Origin of the sequence: Sphingorhabdus pulchriflava (genome assembly GCF_003367235.1) — a bacterium.
GTDB classification, from domain to species: domain Bacteria; phylum Pseudomonadota; class Alphaproteobacteria; order Sphingomonadales; family Sphingomonadaceae; genus Sphingorhabdus_B; species Sphingorhabdus_B pulchriflava.
The window spans coordinates 759,102-777,126 of sequence record NZ_QRGP01000001.1 but is presented as its reverse complement, the minus strand read 5'-3'; the positions used below and the strand labels follow the sequence as shown (position 1 = coordinate 777,126).

General features: G+C 57.5%; 19 protein-coding genes. 9 read left to right on the top strand and 10 right to left on the bottom strand.

Annotated elements, in window-relative coordinates; translation table 11 throughout:
- Positions 1 to 40: 40 nt before the first annotated feature.
- Complete coding sequence (locus DXH95_RS03955) at positions 41 to 1,567, top strand: acyl-CoA synthetase (protein WP_115548130.1); 1,527 nt, start codon at positions 41 to 43, stop codon at positions 1,565 to 1,567.
- Between the two features lie 2 nt (positions 1,568 to 1,569).
- Complete coding sequence (locus DXH95_RS03950) at positions 1,570 to 2,433, top strand: SMP-30/gluconolactonase/LRE family protein (protein WP_181883564.1); 864 nt, start codon at positions 1,570 to 1,572, stop codon at positions 2,431 to 2,433.
- Here the strand turns inward: DXH95_RS03950 and DXH95_RS03945 are convergent, their stop codons facing one another.
- The 3 genes from DXH95_RS03945 to DXH95_RS03935 are packed head-to-tail and all read right to left on the bottom strand — an operon-like array spanning position 2,434 to position 4,668.
- A complete protein-coding gene (locus DXH95_RS03945) occupies positions 2,434 to 3,294 on the bottom strand; it encodes an SDR family NAD(P)-dependent oxidoreductase (protein ID WP_115548128.1) in 861 nt (286 codons plus the stop codon).
- On the bottom strand, positions 3,287 to 3,787 hold the full coding sequence (locus tag DXH95_RS03940) for an SDR family oxidoreductase (RefSeq protein ID WP_181883563.1): 501 nt from the start codon (positions 3,785 to 3,787) through the stop codon (positions 3,287 to 3,289). The genes DXH95_RS03945 and DXH95_RS03940 overlap by 8 nt, the downstream gene beginning before the upstream one ends.
- Positions 3,787 to 4,668 (bottom strand): SDR family oxidoreductase, encoded by an 882-nt coding sequence (locus DXH95_RS03935; RefSeq protein ID WP_115548126.1) that lies wholly within the window; start codon positions 4,666 to 4,668, stop codon positions 3,787 to 3,789. Before DXH95_RS03935 ends, DXH95_RS03940 begins: the two co-directional genes overlap by 1 nt.
- Positions 4,669 to 4,743: 75 nt before the next feature.
- On the opposite strand from DXH95_RS03935, the gene DXH95_RS03930 reads away from it, so the two are divergent.
- Genes DXH95_RS03930 through DXH95_RS03905 form a run of 6 tightly spaced genes read left to right on the top strand, consistent with a single transcriptional unit; the run spans position 4,744 to position 9,771 of the window.
- Positions 4,744 to 5,169, top strand: coding sequence for a nuclear transport factor 2 family protein (locus DXH95_RS03930; RefSeq protein WP_115548125.1), 426 nt, complete (start codon positions 4,744 to 4,746; stop codon positions 5,167 to 5,169).
- Positions 5,170 to 5,213: 44 nt separating this feature from the next.
- Positions 5,214 to 5,681, top strand: a complete 468-nt coding sequence (locus tag DXH95_RS03925) for a MarR family winged helix-turn-helix transcriptional regulator (protein ID WP_115548124.1) — start codon at positions 5,214 to 5,216, stop codon at positions 5,679 to 5,681.
- Between the two features lies 1 nt (position 5,682).
- Positions 5,683 to 6,747 (top strand): phosphotransferase family protein, encoded by a 1,065-nt coding sequence (locus DXH95_RS03920; RefSeq protein ID WP_115548123.1) that lies wholly within the window; start codon positions 5,683 to 5,685, stop codon positions 6,745 to 6,747.
- A gap of 3 nt (positions 6,748 to 6,750) precedes the next feature.
- Positions 6,751 to 8,028, top strand: coding sequence for an acyl-CoA dehydrogenase family protein (locus DXH95_RS03915; protein WP_115548122.1), 1,278 nt, complete (start codon positions 6,751 to 6,753; stop codon positions 8,026 to 8,028).
- Positions 8,025 to 8,774: an SDR family NAD(P)-dependent oxidoreductase gene (locus DXH95_RS03910; RefSeq protein ID WP_239016531.1), complete on the top strand. Its 750-nt coding sequence runs from the start codon at positions 8,025 to 8,027 to the stop codon at positions 8,772 to 8,774. Before DXH95_RS03915 ends, DXH95_RS03910 begins: the two co-directional genes overlap by 4 nt.
- A gap of 19 nt (positions 8,775 to 8,793) precedes the next feature.
- Positions 8,794 to 9,771, top strand: coding sequence for an NADPH:quinone oxidoreductase family protein (locus DXH95_RS03905; RefSeq protein ID WP_115549385.1), 978 nt, complete (start codon positions 8,794 to 8,796; stop codon positions 9,769 to 9,771).
- A gap of 50 nt (positions 9,772 to 9,821) precedes the next feature.
- Here DXH95_RS03905 and DXH95_RS03900 read toward each other — a convergent pair whose 3' ends face one another.
- From DXH95_RS03900 to DXH95_RS03880, 5 genes are read right to left on the bottom strand one after another with little or no spacing between them, the layout of a single operon-like run.
- Entirely contained in the window at positions 9,822 to 10,802 is a 981-nt protein-coding gene (locus DXH95_RS03900; RefSeq protein ID WP_115548121.1) for an NAD(P)H-dependent flavin oxidoreductase, read from the bottom strand.
- A gap of 9 nt (positions 10,803 to 10,811) precedes the next feature.
- Positions 10,812 to 11,690 carry an NAD(P)H-dependent flavin oxidoreductase gene (locus DXH95_RS03895; protein WP_181883562.1) on the bottom strand — a complete coding sequence of 293 codons (879 nt, stop codon included), beginning with the start codon at positions 11,688 to 11,690 and terminating at the stop codon, positions 10,812 to 10,814.
- Between the two features lie 42 nt (positions 11,691 to 11,732).
- Entirely contained in the window at positions 11,733 to 12,797 is a 1,065-nt protein-coding gene (locus DXH95_RS03890) for a DUF7065 domain-containing protein (RefSeq protein ID WP_115548119.1), read from the bottom strand.
- A 1-nt stretch (position 12,798) separates the two neighbouring features.
- Positions 12,799 to 13,797 (bottom strand): acyl-CoA dehydrogenase family protein, encoded by a 999-nt coding sequence (locus tag DXH95_RS03885; RefSeq protein WP_115548118.1) that lies wholly within the window; start codon positions 13,795 to 13,797, stop codon positions 12,799 to 12,801.
- Positions 13,797 to 15,008, bottom strand: a complete 1,212-nt coding sequence (locus DXH95_RS03880; RefSeq protein WP_115548117.1) for an acyl-CoA dehydrogenase family protein — start codon at positions 15,006 to 15,008, stop codon at positions 13,797 to 13,799. Before DXH95_RS03880 ends, DXH95_RS03885 begins: the two co-directional genes overlap by 1 nt.
- 100 nt (positions 15,009 to 15,108) lie before the next feature.
- Here DXH95_RS03880 and DXH95_RS03875 point away from each other — a divergent pair, with 100 nt between their 5' ends.
- Entirely contained in the window at positions 15,109 to 15,900 is a 792-nt protein-coding gene (locus tag DXH95_RS03875) for an acyl-CoA thioesterase domain-containing protein (protein ID WP_115548116.1), read from the top strand.
- Here the strand turns inward: DXH95_RS03875 and DXH95_RS03870 are convergent.
- Both DXH95_RS03870 and DXH95_RS03865 read right to left on the bottom strand, forming a co-directional pair.
- Complete coding sequence (locus DXH95_RS03870; RefSeq protein WP_115548115.1) at positions 15,897 to 16,682, bottom strand: enoyl-CoA hydratase-related protein; 786 nt, start codon at positions 16,680 to 16,682, stop codon at positions 15,897 to 15,899. The two genes, DXH95_RS03875 and DXH95_RS03870, sit on opposite strands and share 4 nt — an antisense overlap.
- Entirely contained in the window at positions 16,679 to 17,968 is a 1,290-nt protein-coding gene (locus DXH95_RS03865; RefSeq protein ID WP_115548114.1) for an FAS1-like dehydratase domain-containing protein, read from the bottom strand. Before DXH95_RS03865 ends, DXH95_RS03870 begins: the two co-directional genes overlap by 4 nt.
- Positions 17,969 to 18,025: the final 57 nt, after the last annotated feature.

Here is an 18,025-nt window from a genome sequence, read left to right as displayed (position 1 = left end):
ATGTCTTGTCAAAATCAGTATGACGCGACAAAGTTGGGCCATGACCCACCCCCGCATCCATGCTGGCCGAAATCCAGACCACGCCGCCGTCATCATGGCCGATACCGGCGAGTCACTCAGCTATCGAGAACTGGAACGCCGTGCCAATCAGGGCGCACAATTGTTTCGATCTCTGGAAATTGTGAGTGGCGACACAATTGCAATCTGGCTGCCCAATCTTCCGGATTTTCACATCCTCTATTGGGCAGCGCAACGGGCGGAGCTCTATGTCACGCCGATTGCAACCGCGCTGACGGGTGAGGAAGCTGTTTATATAGTTGAGAATTGCGGTGCAAAACTGCTTGTCAGTTGCGATAGCATAAATGGGCTGCCAAGTTTAATCGGCAATCACCCCAAAAGCTTGCTCCATATTTTTGATCTGACGCAGTGGCGCGCTGCCATAGACGAGATGCCCGAAACGCCAATTCCGGATGAGAAGCCGGGATTTCACATGGTTTACTCCTCGGGCACCACCGGGCGGCCGAAAGGCATACGCCTGCCTCTGCCACAAGGCGAAGTGACCGATGCGCATATGCTGGCAGAGCGGGCTGCTGCAAATTACGGTGTCGGACCCGAAACTGTCTATCTCTCCCCCGCCCCCCTTTATCACACCGCACCACTTGCCTTCACGACGTCCTGCCACAGGCTGGGGGCGACCGTTGTCGTGATGCCGAAATTCGATCCCGAAGCGGCACTAAGAGCCATTGAACACTATAAAGTCACGGTCACCCAGATGGTACCCACCATGTTCGTCCGCATGCTCAAGCTGCCTGATGCCGTCCGGCTATCTTACAACGTGTCGTCATTGCAGCATGTCATTCACGCAGCTGCCCCCTGCCCCATTCAAGTGAAACACGCGATGATCGAGTGGTTGGGGCCCATCATCCAGGAATATTATGGCGGCTCCGAAGGCAATGGATCGACCAACATCACGGCGGAAGAGTGGCTGAAAAAGCCAGGATCGGTCGGCCGGGCAAGTTGGGGCAAAATCCATATCTGCGATGAAACGGGAAACGAGTTACCGGCAGGCGAACAGGGCGTCGTCTATTTCGAAGGCGGCTGGGACTTCAAATATCTGGGCGACGAGGAAAAGACCAGAGACAGCCGCCACCCACTGCACGAAAGCTGGTCGGCGCTCGGTGATATTGGATATCTGGACGAAGACGGCTATCTGTTTCTCACTGACCGAAAAAGCTATATGATCATCTCAGGCGGTGTGAACATCTATCCGCAAGAGATTGAAAATCTTTTGATCACGCATCCCAAAGTCGCCGATGCGGCGGTAATCGGCGTTCCCAATGCGGACTTTGGCGAAGAGGTGAAAGCGGTTGTGCAGCCCCTAGACTGGGCAGATGCGACGCCGGAATTTGAGGCAGAGTTGATCGCCCATTGCCGCGAGCACCTCTCTCCTGTCAAATGTCCGCGTTCGGTAGATTTCGATCCTGCACTGCCCCGGTTGGACAATGGCAAGCTTTACAAGCGGCTGGTCAAGGACCGGTACTGGGTGGGGCATGAAAAGAGGGTGTGAAAATGTCGATGGAACTCATTGCAGACCAGTTAGGCTTTCCGGAGGGACCGGTTGTCATGGGCGACGGTTCGGTCATCGTTGTCGAAATCGCCGCGAGCCGGGTTAGCCGCTGTTGGAGTGGGAAAAGAGAAACGATTTGCGAAATTGGCGGCGGACCAAATGGTGCCGCAATTGGTCCGGATGGCGCGCTTTATATCTGTAACAATGGCGGCATGGACGCCAAAACCATGTCGAGCGCTTTTGGCCCTGAAGCGCAGGGACGGATCGAGCGATTGGACCTGACCACCGGCAAGGTCGAACGGGTTTATGATGCGTGTGACGGCGTACCACTTGAAGGTCCCAACGACATTGTTTTTGATGCCGATGGCCGCATGTGGTTCACTGACCTCGGCAAGACCTTCAATGGAATCCGCACGGCGAGCGGTCTCTTTACGGCGCTGCCCGATGGCACCTCGATCACTGCAATCGACCGACGCGCTGTGTCTTATAACGGTATTGGCCTTTGCCCCAATGGCAACACGGTCTACGTCGCCGACACACATCAGGCGCGGCTTTACTCATATGCCCGCAAGGTGGAGGCGCAGCGTCCCAATTGGGTTGCGACCGCGCCGGGCCATGTCTCGTTCGACAGCCTTGCCGTGACAGCCGCTGGAAACATCTGCGTCGGAACGCTGCGAGAGGGGGGAATAACGACGGTGACGTCCGAGGGCGAGACGAGCTTCCGTTCCTTCGACGACCGCTATGTCACCAACATCGCGTTCGGTGGGGAAGACATGATGGATGCCTATTTGACATTGTCGACAACCGGGCGGCTGGTGAAGGTTCGTTGGATTGAACCTGGATTACGCCTCAACTTCAACGCCTGATCATCCACCGAAATTCAGCCCTTCGTTAAGAGTCCACTTTCCGTTCCGTCCGCGCACCCAGCCGGACGCCGCGTGCGTACCGCCGTCTACAGGTAACAGAATGCCGGTGATGTAGCTGGCCATCTCTGATGACAGGAACACCGCCGCGTCGCCGCATTCCAGATCGACGCCTTCGCGCAACAAGGGGATCAGGCGGTTCATTGCATCGCTCTCTTCGGGGGAATGCTGCTTCCATGTCGCCGGATCAACCGGCCCCGCCCTGTTTCCCTGATTGCCCGGGGTTACAGTATGATCGGGAGCGATGCAGTTGACGCGGATTTTGTGCTCTGAGAGCTCGAGCGCCATTGATTTGGTGAAGCTCAACATCCCCGCCTTGCATGCGGCATAAACAGCAAAATTGGGGGCAGCACGACTGGCCTCGATGCTCGCGACATTAATGATCGAGCCGCCTTTGCCTTCGCGGATCATCAAGGGCGCAGCAGCATGGGTGGCGGCCAGCATAGAGATCAAATTGATATCGATATGCTTGCGCCAACTGCGCTCGCTCTGCTGAAGGAAAGGGCGGCCTGATACGCCACCGGCATTGTTGACGAGTATATCGAGGCGCCCAAATTCCGCATCGGTCGCTGCAATTGCGGCGCGCAGGGCATCCGTATCCATCACGTCAGCGGGGAGCGCCAGCGCCTTCGCTCCGCGTTCGCGGACCCGTATGGCGGCTTCCTCTGCACGTTCGGGGAAGATATCGAGAATGGCAACGTTCGCCCCCGCCTCAGCAAGGCGCAACGCAATACCCCGTCCAATGCCACCACCACCGCCAGTGACGAACGCGGCCAGCCCGTCCAGTCGGGTACGATCAGTCATTGCCGTCCACCCCCATCACGGCGCCGGTTACATAAGCAGCATAATCACTTACCAGATAGGCCGCGAGGTTGCCGACGGTTTCATCCGCCCGGTGGGTCAGGATACAATTCACGCGGATACCGTCGCGCGCCCATTCAACACCCAAAGTTTTGGTAAGGTTGCCGAGTGCGCCTGCCGCCGCAGCCTGATCAACACCATAAGCCTGTTCCGGCGCACCGACAAACAGCACCACGCCACCCAGCCCGCGATCGCGGCACTGTTTCGCGTAATCTTTGGCTTGCAGGAAGCGTTGATCGAGCCCTGCGTCCAGCGTTTGCCGCCAGTCGGCATGGCTTTGTTCATGTGCAGGCACAAAATGCGGTGCGGGGGCGATATGAACAAAAATGTCCGAAGGCCCGGCTGGAGACTGCGTTGCGCCGGCAGCGTTGAGTCCAGTCTCTATCGCCGGATGCATGCCCACCAGATGGACAATCTTGCCTGAAAGCCAACCCATCACAGCCACCCCCATGGCCCATTGGCGCGTTCTCTGGGCGGTACAAAATCCGGCATCATCAGCGATCGGCGCAGCGACTCCCCGCCATCCTGAACGATCACCTGCCCGGTCATCCCACCGAACAGGGGCGTGCAGGTCATCGCGGACAGCCAGCCAAATTCGCGGATACGCCCGGTTCGGCCTGCCGGTATCATGTTCTGCAATGGCGCAATCGCATCGGGCGCGTCGCCATTGGTCGAACTGGCATGGGGGAAGAAACCGGCCGCAACCGCATTGACCCGGATATTATGTGTTTTCCAGTCACGCGCCATCGCCTTGGTCATGGTTGCCTGTGCGGTTTTCGCCGCCGCGCTGTGCGCGTCGCCCGGAAAACCGGTCCAGATATATTGCGCACTGTTGTTGACGATAGCTCCGCTATCGCCTCGCGCAATGCAGCGGCGGACCATTTCGGTCGAGCACAGAAACGTGCCGTCGATGGCAATGCGGGTGACGGCGTTCCAGGCATTCGCAGAGATGTTCTCGGCCAGCACCGGAAAGTTCGCGCCGGCGTTGTTGGCGAGCAACGTCACCGGCCCCAGCACCCGCTCCGCCTCGTCAAAGGCGGCGGCAATGGCTGCGGGATCGCGCACATCTGCGCTGATGGCATGGACGGCGGCACCCAGCGCAGCAATCTCTTCCGCCCCTGCCTCTGCCCGCTCAAGGCTGCGCCCCATGACCGCGACCTTCGCGCCGCCCTGCGCAAACGCTTTTGCCATGGCAAGACCCATGCCCGAGCCCCCACCCGAGACTAGCACCGTGCGACCGGCAAAAATGTCAGCGGGGTAAGGCGGCTTCTCCAAAGCCGGGGGTTCTGGAACGATATGATGCGCCGGTACGGTCATGCGTCTCTCCTTGCGTCAAGACTTGCGTTGTGCGCGTAGTCCTGTCAACACTTGTATAACTAGGTAGGATATCAAATGACCGAACAGCAACGTTTCGACCGAGAAGATATTCGTGATCTGCTCGCGCGCTATACCTATGAAGGCGACCGGGGCAGGATCGATGCACTGGCTGCATGTTTTGCCAAAGATGGTGTTTTGGAATTCCCCGGCAACTCCGGCACCGGACCCGCAGGCGTGAAGGCAGCGCTGACATCAGGCGAACGCAATCCCGCCATCAGCTTCATTCGACACCACATAACCAATCCACTCATTGAAGTGGATGGCGACGTCGCAAACGCACGAAGCTATTTTGCGGTTACCAGCAACAATGGCCCGGACCATAGCGGCACTTATGTCGACAGGCTGGTCCGGACAGAACAAGGCTGGCGCTTTGCGCACCGGTTGGTGCGGATTGACTGGCAGGCAGAGAACAGCCTGTTCCGGCAGATGGTGACTCGATGAACCAATTATTTGACACATATGTGTCATTATGGAACACAAGTTCCATGAATCACCCGACTCGCCATGCGAACCCCTTGATTGCCCTGATTGACGGCACCGCCCGATTGCAGGGGCGGTTGAAGGGCGCGTTTGCCGACTCACGACTGTCAACCGGACTTGGCGAAACCGAAATGACGGTGCTGAACGCCGTCGCCGAGGCACCAAACCCGCCAACCGTTCCGCAAATCGGGCGGGCGCTGGGTCACCCAAGGCAGGTGATCCAACGTGCCGCAAACGCCTTGATCGCGGCAGGTTTGATCGCGACCCGCGACAATCCCGATCATAAACGCGCCTCGCTGCTAATCCCGACGCCGCAGGGGATCGCCCTGAAAAATGAGGCCAACCGCCGAGCCGATGCGATTGCTGTTGACCTGCTGACCGGCGTGGACGCGCAACTGGTCAACGAAGCTACCCGGCTGCTCGAAACCGTGCGCCTCCAGCTCGAAGCCCAGCTGCGGACAAAGAAGGTCTGATATGGCAGAACCGCTTCCCCTGTTGGACATCGCCCGGCTCACGGCCTGGCTTGATGCGAACGTGCCGGAATTGGGCAACGGTCCACTTGATGCCAAGATGATCCATGGCGGCACGTCCAATGTCATCATCAGCCTCAATCGCGGCGGCCAAACTATGATGATGCGTCGCCCACCCGCCGTCCCGCCACCTGGGAGCGAGAAGAGCGTCATGCGCGAAGCCCGCATTCTTGGCGCATTGAATGGCACCGCTGTGCCACATCCGCATTGCTTTGGCAGTTGCGCGGACACTTCGGTAATCGGCGCGCCATTTTACGTGATGCAGCAATGCAACGGCTGGGCAGCGGAATTGCGCGACGGGAAAATCCATGACCGAGCCCCGTTCGACCAGCCACCCCATGCGGCGGAAATCCCCTTTGCCATGGTCGATGGCCTGATTGCCCTCGCCAATGTCGATTACAAGGCGTTGGGACTGGACGACTTTGGCAAACCGGACAATTTCCTCGAACGTCAGGTTGATCGATGGGAAGGCCAGATCAAAAGCTACCAGCAGCTCTACGATTATGAATGGCGTGAAATCCCCGGCTATGCGTTGCTCCGCGACTGGTTGCGCGCCAATATTCCGGCGAGTTTCAAGGCAGGCATCATCCACGGCGATGTCGGCACGCCTAACGCTCTCTTCACTTTTGAAGCCCCTGCCCGGCTCACTGCTCTGATCGATTGGGAACTTTCAACCATTGGCGATCCGTTGCTCGACCTTGCCTGGTTCTGTAATGGCATTCGCGACGATCGCTTTCCCGGCCATATTCCGGAAAAGGCGCTCTACAATGTCGCTGACTGGCCGACACGGCAGGAACTGATGGCGCATTACGCAGCGGGCACGGGCCGCGACATGGCAGACTTTGACTATTACCTGCTGCTTGCCATGTTCAAGGGCGGCTGCATTCTCGAATATAAGGTCGCGCAGGCTGCCAAAGGCATTCTCTCCAAAGAAACCGGCATTTTATTTGACCGCCTTGTCCGCGGCAATTTTGCCGAAGCCGAAAAACTCATCAGACTGATTGGATAGACCATGATCGATTTCCGCATCGAACCCGAATTGCAGGCAAAGCTCGACTGGATGGACAATTTCGTCCGCACCAAATGCGAGATGATCGACCTGCTCTACCCCGGCCATGGCGCGCCCTATGATGTGGGCAATACGGAATCGCGCGCTTACATCAAACCGCTGCAGGATCAGGTGAAGGCGCAAGGGCTTTGGGCCTGTCACCTGGGGCCAGAACTGGGCGGGCCGGGCTATGGTCAGCTAACGCTCGCGCTGATGAACGAAATCCTTGGCCGATCTTATTGGGCGCCCACCATCTTTGGCACCGCAGCGCCCGATACCGGAAATGCCGAAATTCTCGCCATGTTCGGCACCGAGGAGCAAAAGGCACGCTTTCTGAAGCCGCTGATGGCGGGTGAGATCGTCTCGACCTTCTCGATGACAGAACCGCAAGCAGGCGCGGACCCCACCGAATTTACCTGCAAGGCGTACCGCGACGGTGACGCATGGGTGATCGAGGGAGAAAAATGGTTTTCTTCCAATGCGCGCTTTGCCAGCTTCCTGATTGTCATGGCAGTGACAAATCCCGAAAATCCCCCCCATGGTCGCATGTCGATGCTGATTGTCCCGACAGATACGCCGGGCATCGAATTTATCCGGCACTCGCAAACCATGGGGGACAGCAAGGGCGAGGATGACGGCACGCATGCCTACATCCGCTACAACAAGGTACGGGTGCCATTGGATGCGATGCTGGGCGGCCCCGGTGAAGGTTTCAAGGTAGCACAGGCGCGGCTTGGCGGCGGGCGGGTGCATCATGCCATGCGCACGGTCGGCAAGTGCCAACGCGCCATAGATATGATGCTGGAACGCGCCGTATCGCGCCGCACTAAAGGCAAGCTGCTATCCGAACACCAGTTTGTGCAAGGCGCGATTGGCCAGTCGGTCATCGAACTCGAACAGTTTCGCTTGCTTGTGCTAAAGACCGCATGGATCATCGACAATGAACCGCATGGCGCCGCACGCACGCATATCGCCATGTGCAAGGTGCAGATGGCCAAAGTCTATCACGACATTGTTCAGCGCGCGATCCAGATCCATGGATCGCTCGGCGTTACGCTCGAAACGCCGCTAGCTGATATGTGGATGGGCCTGCCCAGCCTTGCGCTTGCCGATGGGCCGACAGAGGTGCATCTGGCTCAAGTAGCGCGCGCCTATCTGAAAAATACAAAGCCCGCGCCCGGCCTATTCCCAAGCGATCACGGACCAAGCCGGTTGGCAGCATATCAGAATGGAGTGTCATGATGGCAGTTGATCCGCTGTTCGATTTCACCGGCAAAGTCATACTCGTCACCGGTGGCAGTCGTGGTCTAGGCTATCAGATGGTCAAAGCCTTTGCAGAGCGAGGCGCGGACCTGATCATCGCAAGCCGCAAGCTGGAGAATTGCGAGGCTGTTGCCGGAGAAGTCCGTGCACTGGGGCGCAAGGCATTGGCCTTTGGTGCCCATGTCGGTAAATGGGCGGAGTGCGATGCACTGATTGAGACTGCCTATGCGGAGTTTGGACGCGTTGATATTCTCATCAACAATGCAGGCATGTCACCGCCCTGCCCCAGCCACGAAATGCCCGAAAGCCTATTTGATTCGGTGATGAACCTGAATTTCAAAGGCCCATTCCGTCTCGCCAGCCAGATCGGTCACCGCATGGCGCAAGGGGATGGCGGTTGCATCATCAATATCAGTTCGACCGGCGCACTGATGGCCCTGCCCGGTGTCGTTCCCTATGGCGCGGCGAAAGCGGCGCTCAACGCCATGACTGTTTCTCTTAGCCGGGAATATGGGCCCAAGGTGCGCGTCAATACCATTTCTGCGGGCCCTTTTCTCACTGACATTGCAGAGGCCTGGGATCCCAAGAAGCGTGAAAAGCAACCTGTTGCCCTTGGCCGGCCCGGTCATCCACCGGAGATCGTCACTGCGGCGTTGATGCTTGCCAGCCCCGCCTCATCCTATACCACAGGCGCGTTGCTGCGCGTCGATGGCGGGCAGCGATAAAGATAGAGGAGCAGTCGCTATGCCACGTGTCGTGATCGCAGACCAATTTGGTCCGCCCGATGTATACTCTTTGGTGGAACGACCGGCACAACCGTTGCAGAAAGGGCATGTCCGTATCGCGATCAAGGCTGCGGGGATAAGCTTTGTCGACGTACTCACTGCCAAGGGAGAATATCAGGTCAAACCTCCGCTACCTTTCATTCCGGGATCGGAAGGTGCAGGCATTGTCACCGAAGTCGCGGAAGACGTATCCGGATTTGCGGTGGGAGACCACGTAGTGTGCAGCGCATGGGGCGGGCTTTTTGCCGAAGAGATCGTCCTGCCCCAACGCGCCTTGCGTTTAGTCCCCGATGAAATGGACCTGATCTCCGCCGCCGTCTTTCCGGTCAGCTATGCCACCGCCTGGCACGCGCTCGTCGACAGGGGGCACCTAAAGCCAGGTGAGACATTGCTGGTGCTGGGGGCTGCCGGAGCGACCGGGCTGGCGGCCGTCCAGATTGGCAAGCATCTCGGCGCCCGCGTCATTTCGCTGGCCTCCAACGCTGAAAAGCGCGCTCTGACACTTGTGTCGGGCGCTGACATCGCGATTGACGGACGTGCAGAGGATTGGCGCGATCAGGTCAAGCATGCAAATGGCGACAAGCCAGTTGATGTCGTGTTCGATCCTGTAGGGGGCGATATGACCGACCCTGCCTTTCGCAGCCTCGGCTGGGGCGGGCGGCATCTGATCATCGGCTTTCCGGCTGGCATCGCAGCGCTGCGGACCAACTTGCCGCTGCTGAAAGGTGCAAGCCTGGTCGGGGTCGATATCCGGCAATTTGGAATCTACGAGCCTGAACGCAGCGAAGCGAACCGCAAAACGATCTTTACCCTCGCCGCGCAGGGCATTCTCAAACCCGCCATCGCCGCCACCTATAAGCTGGAGAGCTATATCCAAGCGATGGAGGCCGCAGCCGCGGGACAAAGCGCTGGTCGCGTCGTACTTGTGATGGATTGACGAAATTCAAGCGCTGACGAGCAACGCGACCTCGTCAATCCACCTAAGGTTTATATCCGCAAACTTGCAAGCCGGTTATCGATGATGCTCTCAGCCTCGGATATGATCCGGTCGATCAGATCCTTGCAGGTCGGAATGTCGTGGATTAGGCCCTGAATCATGCCAGCCCAGAAAATGCCTTTGGTCAGATCACCGTCTTTCAGCATTTCACGGCCCTTTTCGCCAGAGACCAGTTCTTGCACGTCCTTAAAAGTCGCACCAGGTTGCGCAAGACGGCGAACCACTTCGTCGGACACTTCGCTTTTGCCCACCCGAGCCGTATTCTTGAGGCTGCGGAAGATCAAATTGGTGCCGCGTTCGTCATTGTCGATATAGGCCTGTTTGACATTGGCGTGGATTTGCGCCTCCTGTGTCGCGCAGAATCGGGTGCCCATATTGATGCCATCCGCGCCGAGTGCCAGCGCAGCGACAAGGCCGCGCCCATCACCAAAGCCGCCACTTGCCAGCATGGGGATTTTGACCTGATCGGCAGCAGCCGGGATCAGGATCAAACCGGGAATGTCATCTTCGCCGGGATGACCTGCGCATTCGAAACCATCGATCGAAATCGCATCGCAACCGTTGCGTTCTGCGGACAAGGCATGACGGACAGCGGTGCATTTGTGGAGGATCTTGATCCCATGCGGTTGCAACTTCGCCCAGATTTCGCGCACGGCAGGTGTTCCCGCAGTTTCGACCACTTTCACACCGCTTTCGATGATCGCATCGGCATAGGCATTGTAATCGGGCGAGTTTATCGTCGGAAAGATCGTCATATTCACGCCGATCGGATTCTTGGTCATTGAGCGGGTGCGTTCAATCTCTTCACGCAGCGCGGCGGGTGTCGGCTGCGTCAGTGCTGTAAGGATACCAAGACCTCCCGCATTCGAAACGGCAGAAGCGAGTTCCGCCGTGCCGACGCCCTGCATGCCGCCCTGGACAATGGGGTGTTCGATCTCAAGCAGATCGGTGATGCGGGTCTTGAAAGCCATGATAGTCTCCTAGTTCAATCGGCCCAGCCGCGCCCGCCAATCGGGCAGGTTGGGAAGAGATTCGAATTCGGTCGCGAGCCTTTCCACCAGATCGGCGACAGGCTCAACCGCGTCAATGAGGCCGACGCTTTGCCCTGCACTCCAGATGTCGCGCCAAGGCATCACACCTTCGGGCATTTCACTGCGAACGTTGGGCAGAGTTTTGGGATCTAGTCCGACGGCTTCGATAGAGGACCGCATCCAATGTGCGGGCACGCCATTCATAGCGGCGGACGCGATGATGTTGTCCATACCTTCGGTCGGGATCATCGTGCGGTGCCCCTCGACCACGCCCGATTCGGGGGTGGCGATGAAGCGCGTGCCCATTGCGGCAATGTCTCCACCCAATGCTAGCGAACCCGCCATTCCGTGCACATCGGCAATCCCGCCTGCGACAATCAGCAAGCCGCTCCATATCCGTCGAACAGCGGGCACGAATGCGAGCGGCGTTAAGAAACCGGTATGTCCGCCCGCCCCCGCGCAAGTCAGCATCAGGCCATCAACGCCTGCTGTAATTGCCTTTTCGGCGTGCTTCATCGTTGTGACATCCTGAATGACACGGCCGCCCCATTGATGCACGCGCGCCACCAGCGCGGATGGATCGCCGAGACTCGACAGCACGAGCGGGGCCCTATGATCGCCGAGCATATCGAGCCGAGATTGCCACTTCGGATCGCTGCCCCAGCGGGCCGGGATGTTGACGATGGGCGGCGCGCCTTTGACCCCGTCCAGAGCAATCAGATAAGCTTCAAATTCTTCATCGGTCGTCGCGGTGCCGCCTTGCCAGCCGCCGATCACGCCCGCCTTGCAACAGGCGACAGCCAATGGCACCGACGATGCAAAACTCATCGGCGCGCACATCAGCGGAAGGCGAAGATTTTCGAGCACAGTTCAGCCTGTAGCCTTCAGCGCATCCAGCACCCGCAAAAAATGGGTGCCATTCCAAACATCCTGATCCTCGCCCCAGCCAATGCCGCCGTCGATATCCCAGCGCATCAGCTGGTTCACGCCGTAACCCGCTTCGCTCATCGTGCTGACAGCAAAACCTTCGCTTTGCATAGAACGCCCAAGTTCATCGATCAGATCAACTTCCATATGCGTGCACCAGCCGGTCTTGGGATTGCGCCATGTTTTCATACGGGATTTCGTGGCATCGAGGCTTCCGAACTGGCCGTCACGGCGGATCCAGCCGGCATTCATCGGGGCCCAGCCTTGGGCGTCCGCATCCTGTACGCGGGCGAAACCTAGGAATCCGGTGCCATCCCTGCGGTGACCAAAAATGTACTGGATGCGACCACGCCCGCGTTCGCGCTCAATCTCACGCCAGCGCGCACCGCCGGGGTGCTTCACGCGTTCCAGATCGGTCGCATAGACTTTCGGGCTGGCAGCATAAGGGCCGCCACGTGGACCCCAGGTGCGGTCGCGAACGCCAATACCGTCAATGCGAATACGTTCGCCGCGCAAAGTCATCCAGCCTTCAACATGGCCGAGCTGATCGAAATGCGGCGTCTGCATGAAGGGCGGCTTTCCGGGCGGAAAGCGATGCGGTTCGTGCAATCCTGTATGTGTGAAATCGAGCGCAAATCCGCGTGACACGTCTTCATATTGCAAATGATATTTCATCCCCGGCTCAATCATTTTCAAGGAGTAGCCGGGACCGGCCTTGTCGCCAGGAAAAGTGATATCGCGCAGGTCGGGATTGTCGGGCATCGCCGCTTCTTCAACTTTGCGAAAATAGGCCATGCGTGCAGGGTCATAGCCTTCGTCATCCCACGCAAAAATCCGCCAGGTGATGGCCTTGCGGTTCGGATAATAGGGCGCGTGTATCCAGCATCCTATCTTGCGTTCCGGGATGTTGAACGACCACCAATTGGTTTCGGTTTCATAAGGATCCTCCGAAAGTTGATGGTAACAATCGTCTTCTGGAAGGAATACCGGATTTCTCACTTCGTTCATCTCACCACCCCGCTAAATCGGCTGCGCGCGCGCGATGTTGCAACGGGCTGCCGAGCCATGCCCGGTTGAACGCCGCACGGCGGAACCAGTAATTCAAACCATATTCCCAAGTATAGCCTATCCCCCCATGCGCAGCGACAGCCGCGCGCGTGGTACGCACATAAACGTCGCAAAGATGCGCCTTGGCCATGGCGGCTGCGCGTTCGGCATCGGGAAGGTTGGCGTCGTGGGCGTAGGCAGCATACCAGACCTGCGCGCGGGCGGGCTCGACGTCCAATGCCATATGCGCCAGCTGATGCTTCAAACCCTGAAAGCGACCGATTGGTTGTCCGAACTGTTCGCGTTCCTTTGCGTAGGCGACAGTCATATCGGTGCACTTTTGCGCTCCTCCAAGCGAGTCTGCTGCGATGAGAACAAGAGCAGCGTCGTGGATTTTACTTACCATCGGATCACCCGCTGCAAAAAGCTCATGTGACTTGGCACCTTCGAAGCTGACTCGGGATATGGGTCGGCTGCGATCGGTGGATTTGACGGCCTCGATGGTGACGCCCTCTCCTGCTTCGATCAGCGACAGCGCTCCGTCACGTCCGCCTGCCAGAAACAGTTGCGCGGCCTTGGCGCACTGGACATAGGGGCTTTCTCCGAGAGCGAGCGCGGCAACCGTCGTGCCCGCTTCCAGCCCCGCCAGATACGCCTTGGCTGCTTCGTGAGATGTGTGTGCCACAGCAGCGACGGAGAGAAGCTGGCCGATCAACGGGCCGGGAGCGGCAGCCTCACCGACCACTTCACATACCAGCGCGGCATCGAGCAGGCCCATTCCGCTGTCCGGAAGCAAGATAGAACCCAGCCCCAATGCCATCAGCGCATCCCAGCTGGTTTGGTCAAAATCTGCCTCACCGTCCGCAAATTTATGCTGTTGTTCCAGCTGCCAACAATCGGCAAGCGTTCCGCGAATGGCATCCTGAATGGCGACCTGTTCTTCGGAGAGGTGAAAGCGCATTATTTCTCTCCTGACATGGCAAGGTCACGCGGCAGTCCAAGACCCCGCTCACCGATAATGTTGCGCTGTATGTTGCTCGCACCACCGGCGATCGAATTGCCTAGCGAGCCCATTATCTGGTCCATCCATTTTTCTGGCCCTCTTGGCCCTCGCGGACCACGGCCTCCTGCCCCTTCGGGCTCGATAAAGGCATACTCACCAATCAGTTCTTGTGCGAGCAGCGCCATTTCATGCCCAATTTCGGTAAGGTACAGCTTCATCATCAGCTGCACATTGCCGGGGTCTTCGCCGGCTGCCGAGCAGGAAAAGAGCCGGAAGCTGGTATAACGATGCGAAAGGACGAAGCCTTCGATTTGGGCTAGCCTGTCGCGTATGATTGGTTCACCGATCCGGCCCGTTTCCTTGGCCAGTTCCACAAGCTTTTTGAACTGGTTACCAAGGCCATCGGCGCTGCCGATGCTGGCGCGTTCATGCTTCAGCGTGGTGCGGCTGACATACCAGCCTTGTCCGCGTTCGCCGACCTGCCAGCTGACCGGCGTTTCGGCATTGTCGAAGAAGAATTCACAAAAAGTATGGTCACCTTCCTCGCCTGTCATCTGCTTGATCGGTCGGCGGGTGATGCCGGGCTGGTTAAGGTCTATCAGCAAATAAGTGATGCCATCATGTTTTGGCGCGTCGGGCTCGGTACGCACCAGCATGAACATGTGCGTCGATTGCATACCCTGCGAAGTCCAGATTTTCTGACCATTGATGATCCATTTGGTGCCATCGGCCGACAATTCACCTTTTGTGCGGACACTCGCCAAATCAGAGCCGGAGCCGGGTTCGCTGTAACCTTGGCCCCAGATATATTCGCCAGACATGGTCTTTCGGATGAACAGCTCCTTCTGCTCCTCCGTTCCTTTTTCCAGCAGGGTTGGCACGGTCATATTCATGCCGTTACCGCCCATTTCCATGGGCGCGCGCATTTTGCCGAATTCCTCACGGATCACCTGGGCCTTGATCACATCGACTGGCTGCTCCGATCCTCCATATTGTTTGGGAATCGCGCGGTACAAATAGCCTTTATCCGTCGCTTTCAACCGGAAGTCCTTGATGAAGACCTTTAAGTCGGCGCCACGCAACTCAGCTGCTGGCGTCCATGCCTCTTTCAGGAAGGCGCGGACCTCCTTGCGAAACTCTTCCGCTTCCGCGCCATAGCTCAGATCCATTTTCCACTCTCCTGACAAGATATGGAATCGCTATGCCTCACCTATATAACTACGTCAAATATGTTGTTTGCATTTACGGAGGCATGTTAAGGGCTCGATCATGACTCAGGAACAAGCACCAACGCCCTATTATTTCACGCGGGAAGGCAGCGGATTCGTGCCTTCAAGTTTGTCGAAAAATCCGTGGTTTGGCAATGCAATCGCAGGAGGTCCAATTTCTGCGTTGACTGCCACAATCATCGAAGAAGCGGGGTTTGATCCCAATTTCGAAATCTGCCGCGTCTCAATTGATATTTTGGGCATCGTACCCCGCACGCTTCTGGAACCGAGAATTACCGCCATCCGCAGCGGTCGGCAGGCACAATTACACCGGATCGAGTTGTTCGCAGCTGAAAAGCTTGTTTGCCAGGCACATGTTCTACTCGCCCGCTATTTGGAAACCCCCGCCATACCGGCGCCATTTGACTATCCACATCCTGACACGCTTGCGGAAAACCAGTTCCTTATTGGCGCGGGTATGGCTGGTGCCATCAGGACCAAGGGTTTCCTCGGTAAGGCGACTGAGCCCGGACGCGGTGCAGTTTGGCTCTGTATGAATGGCGAGGTTGTCCAAGGCAAAGCGACGAGTCCCTTTGCCAAGGCCTGCCTCTTTGGTGACTATGGCAATGGCGTCGGCAGTTCGACACGCGCAGAAGAATGGAGCTTCGCAAATCTCGACATCACCATTCAATTCTTCCGCATGCCACGCGGCGAATGGTTCCTGATTGATTCAGAAACTCAGGGTGCTGGCAATGGCCATGCATTGGCGCAAAGCATATTTGCCGATCTGGATGGCTTATATGCGAAAGGCACACAAACAATCTTCGTCGCGCCCTCGCAGCGCCCGATTTAATTGTCCTTCGCTTCGCGCTCTGCTTTCCACACTGCTGCGCTGCCTTGGGTCGACAGCCCCATGTTGAGTGCTTCTTGATCAAATTGCGCTTCGAACGCCCAATCCTCCGCTGCATTCAGATTGATCTTCATATAGCGATAGCCAATACGAGGCCCATCTGCCAGCTTGTGTGCGACCTTCAACGTCTCTTCACGCAAAACATCGTCAGCAAATAATTTAGTGTAGATGCCTTTGGCAAATGCCTGTTCTGCCGACAGTTTCTCCGACAGGAAAAAGAGTTCACGAGCCACGCCGGTGCCGAGAATTTTGGTCCAGAACCAGCTGGAACCGAAATCGCCGCCCGCGCCGATCTTGTCAAATGCAGCAAGAAAAGTCGCGCTCTCCCCTGCAAATCGGAGATCGCACGCTCCAGCTATTCCAATACCGGCACCAGCAACCGGGCCGTTGATCATGGCGATCGTCGGCTTGGTCATTTCATGCAAAAGGCGCGAGGTTTCCATATAGCCACGCAGCCGGGCAAAGCCCTGTTCGTTGCGTCCGCCCAGATCACGGCTTGCCGTCACCGGACCACCCCGATCACCTTTCAAGTCGCCGCCTGAACAAAACCCACGGCCTGCCCCGGTGACCACCACGCAACTGACCGAGACATCACGCGCGGCGTCCGCCATTGCATCGGCGAGCGGCCCCATGATTGAACTGTCGAGCGCATTCAGCCGGTCAGGGCGGTTGAGCGTAACTATCCGCACACCGCCCTGGTTTTCGATCAAAACCGTTTCGTTCACTTGCCCCCCAATTCCCAGTGGCGCGCCATCATCGCCGCAGCCTTCTGCGCCAGTGCGCGCGGCACTTCGGGATATAGGGGTAGCGGATTGTCCTTCGTTGGCAAGGCAATGGTAGCGGTTGCCCGAACGCTCTCCTCACCACGCTGGTTGGTGAACTTCACCGCAACATCAACCACATTCTGGCCGTCATCGGTTTTGCGCTTGGCCAGCACTTCACCGGTCACCGTTTGAACATCGCCCATATAGTTGAATTTGCGTATCTCGTCGTGGACGTGAAGGACGATGGCATCATCCCCCATCCAGTCGGATAGATATTGATAGAGAAAGTTTTCGCGCATTACCCCATAATCATAGGCCATCGGATTGCCGATTGCCTGCGCCCATTTCGGGTCCCAGTGCAGCCGCTGTGCAACATCGGGAATGCCTTGTTCATTCTTGACATAGAAAGGTGCGATTCGCTTGCGATTCTTGTGCGCAAGGCGGTTCGCGGTCGGTGCGTACGGCACGAAACCATAGCCTCCCGCGTGAAAGCAGATGACGTCCGTAACGGTCAGCGGCCCTTTGGCTTGGACACCAAGGCTGTCGCCCTTTTCAACGTCTTCGAAATAGCGCTTGGTCGCACCCTGCACCTGTTCAGCAGCATAAATTTCTTCAATCTTCGCAAACTCTTCGTCGGTATAGCTTGCTGGCTGGATCGATAGGTTTTTACCCTTCTTGGCCGCAGTCTTGCGTTCGGTCAGCACGCGCAGGATGCGATAAACCGCAACCACTTCGCCACGCTGGTTGACTTTCACGTCACGGCGCACGGTGATCACTGACTTGCCTGCGAATTCAGATGCCTTCACTTCGCATGTTTCGTCACCGTTGAAACTGTAGATGGTGTCGCCTGGGCGAACAGGACGATAAAAATCCCATTGCGAACCCGAGACAAAGACGTGAATGCCGCGAAACAACGACTTGCGTAGAGCCTTGATTTCGTCCGGCACCGGATCGCCCAGCATCGGGCGGTTGATCTGGGCACACATCATCGCAGGAGCGATTAGCCCACCCCAACGGGTTTTGCGGGCATAGTCAGGATCGCAGTAGAGCGGATTGTCGTCGCCGCAACCATGAGCAAAGTTGCGGATATTATCTTCGGTTGCTGTCTGGATATATTCACGCGTCTTGGCAGCCTGATCAAAGCCGAGCAGTTTGCGTTGGCGTTCGATGTCGTGATCAGTAATCTCGTAATCGACTGCTTTCTGCCACTCATCACTCTCGAGAATATCTTTTTGTGCCTCAGCCATCTTTCACTCCTTGAATCTAGTTGTATAACTAGGTAAGCTATGCAGACTTTATTGGCA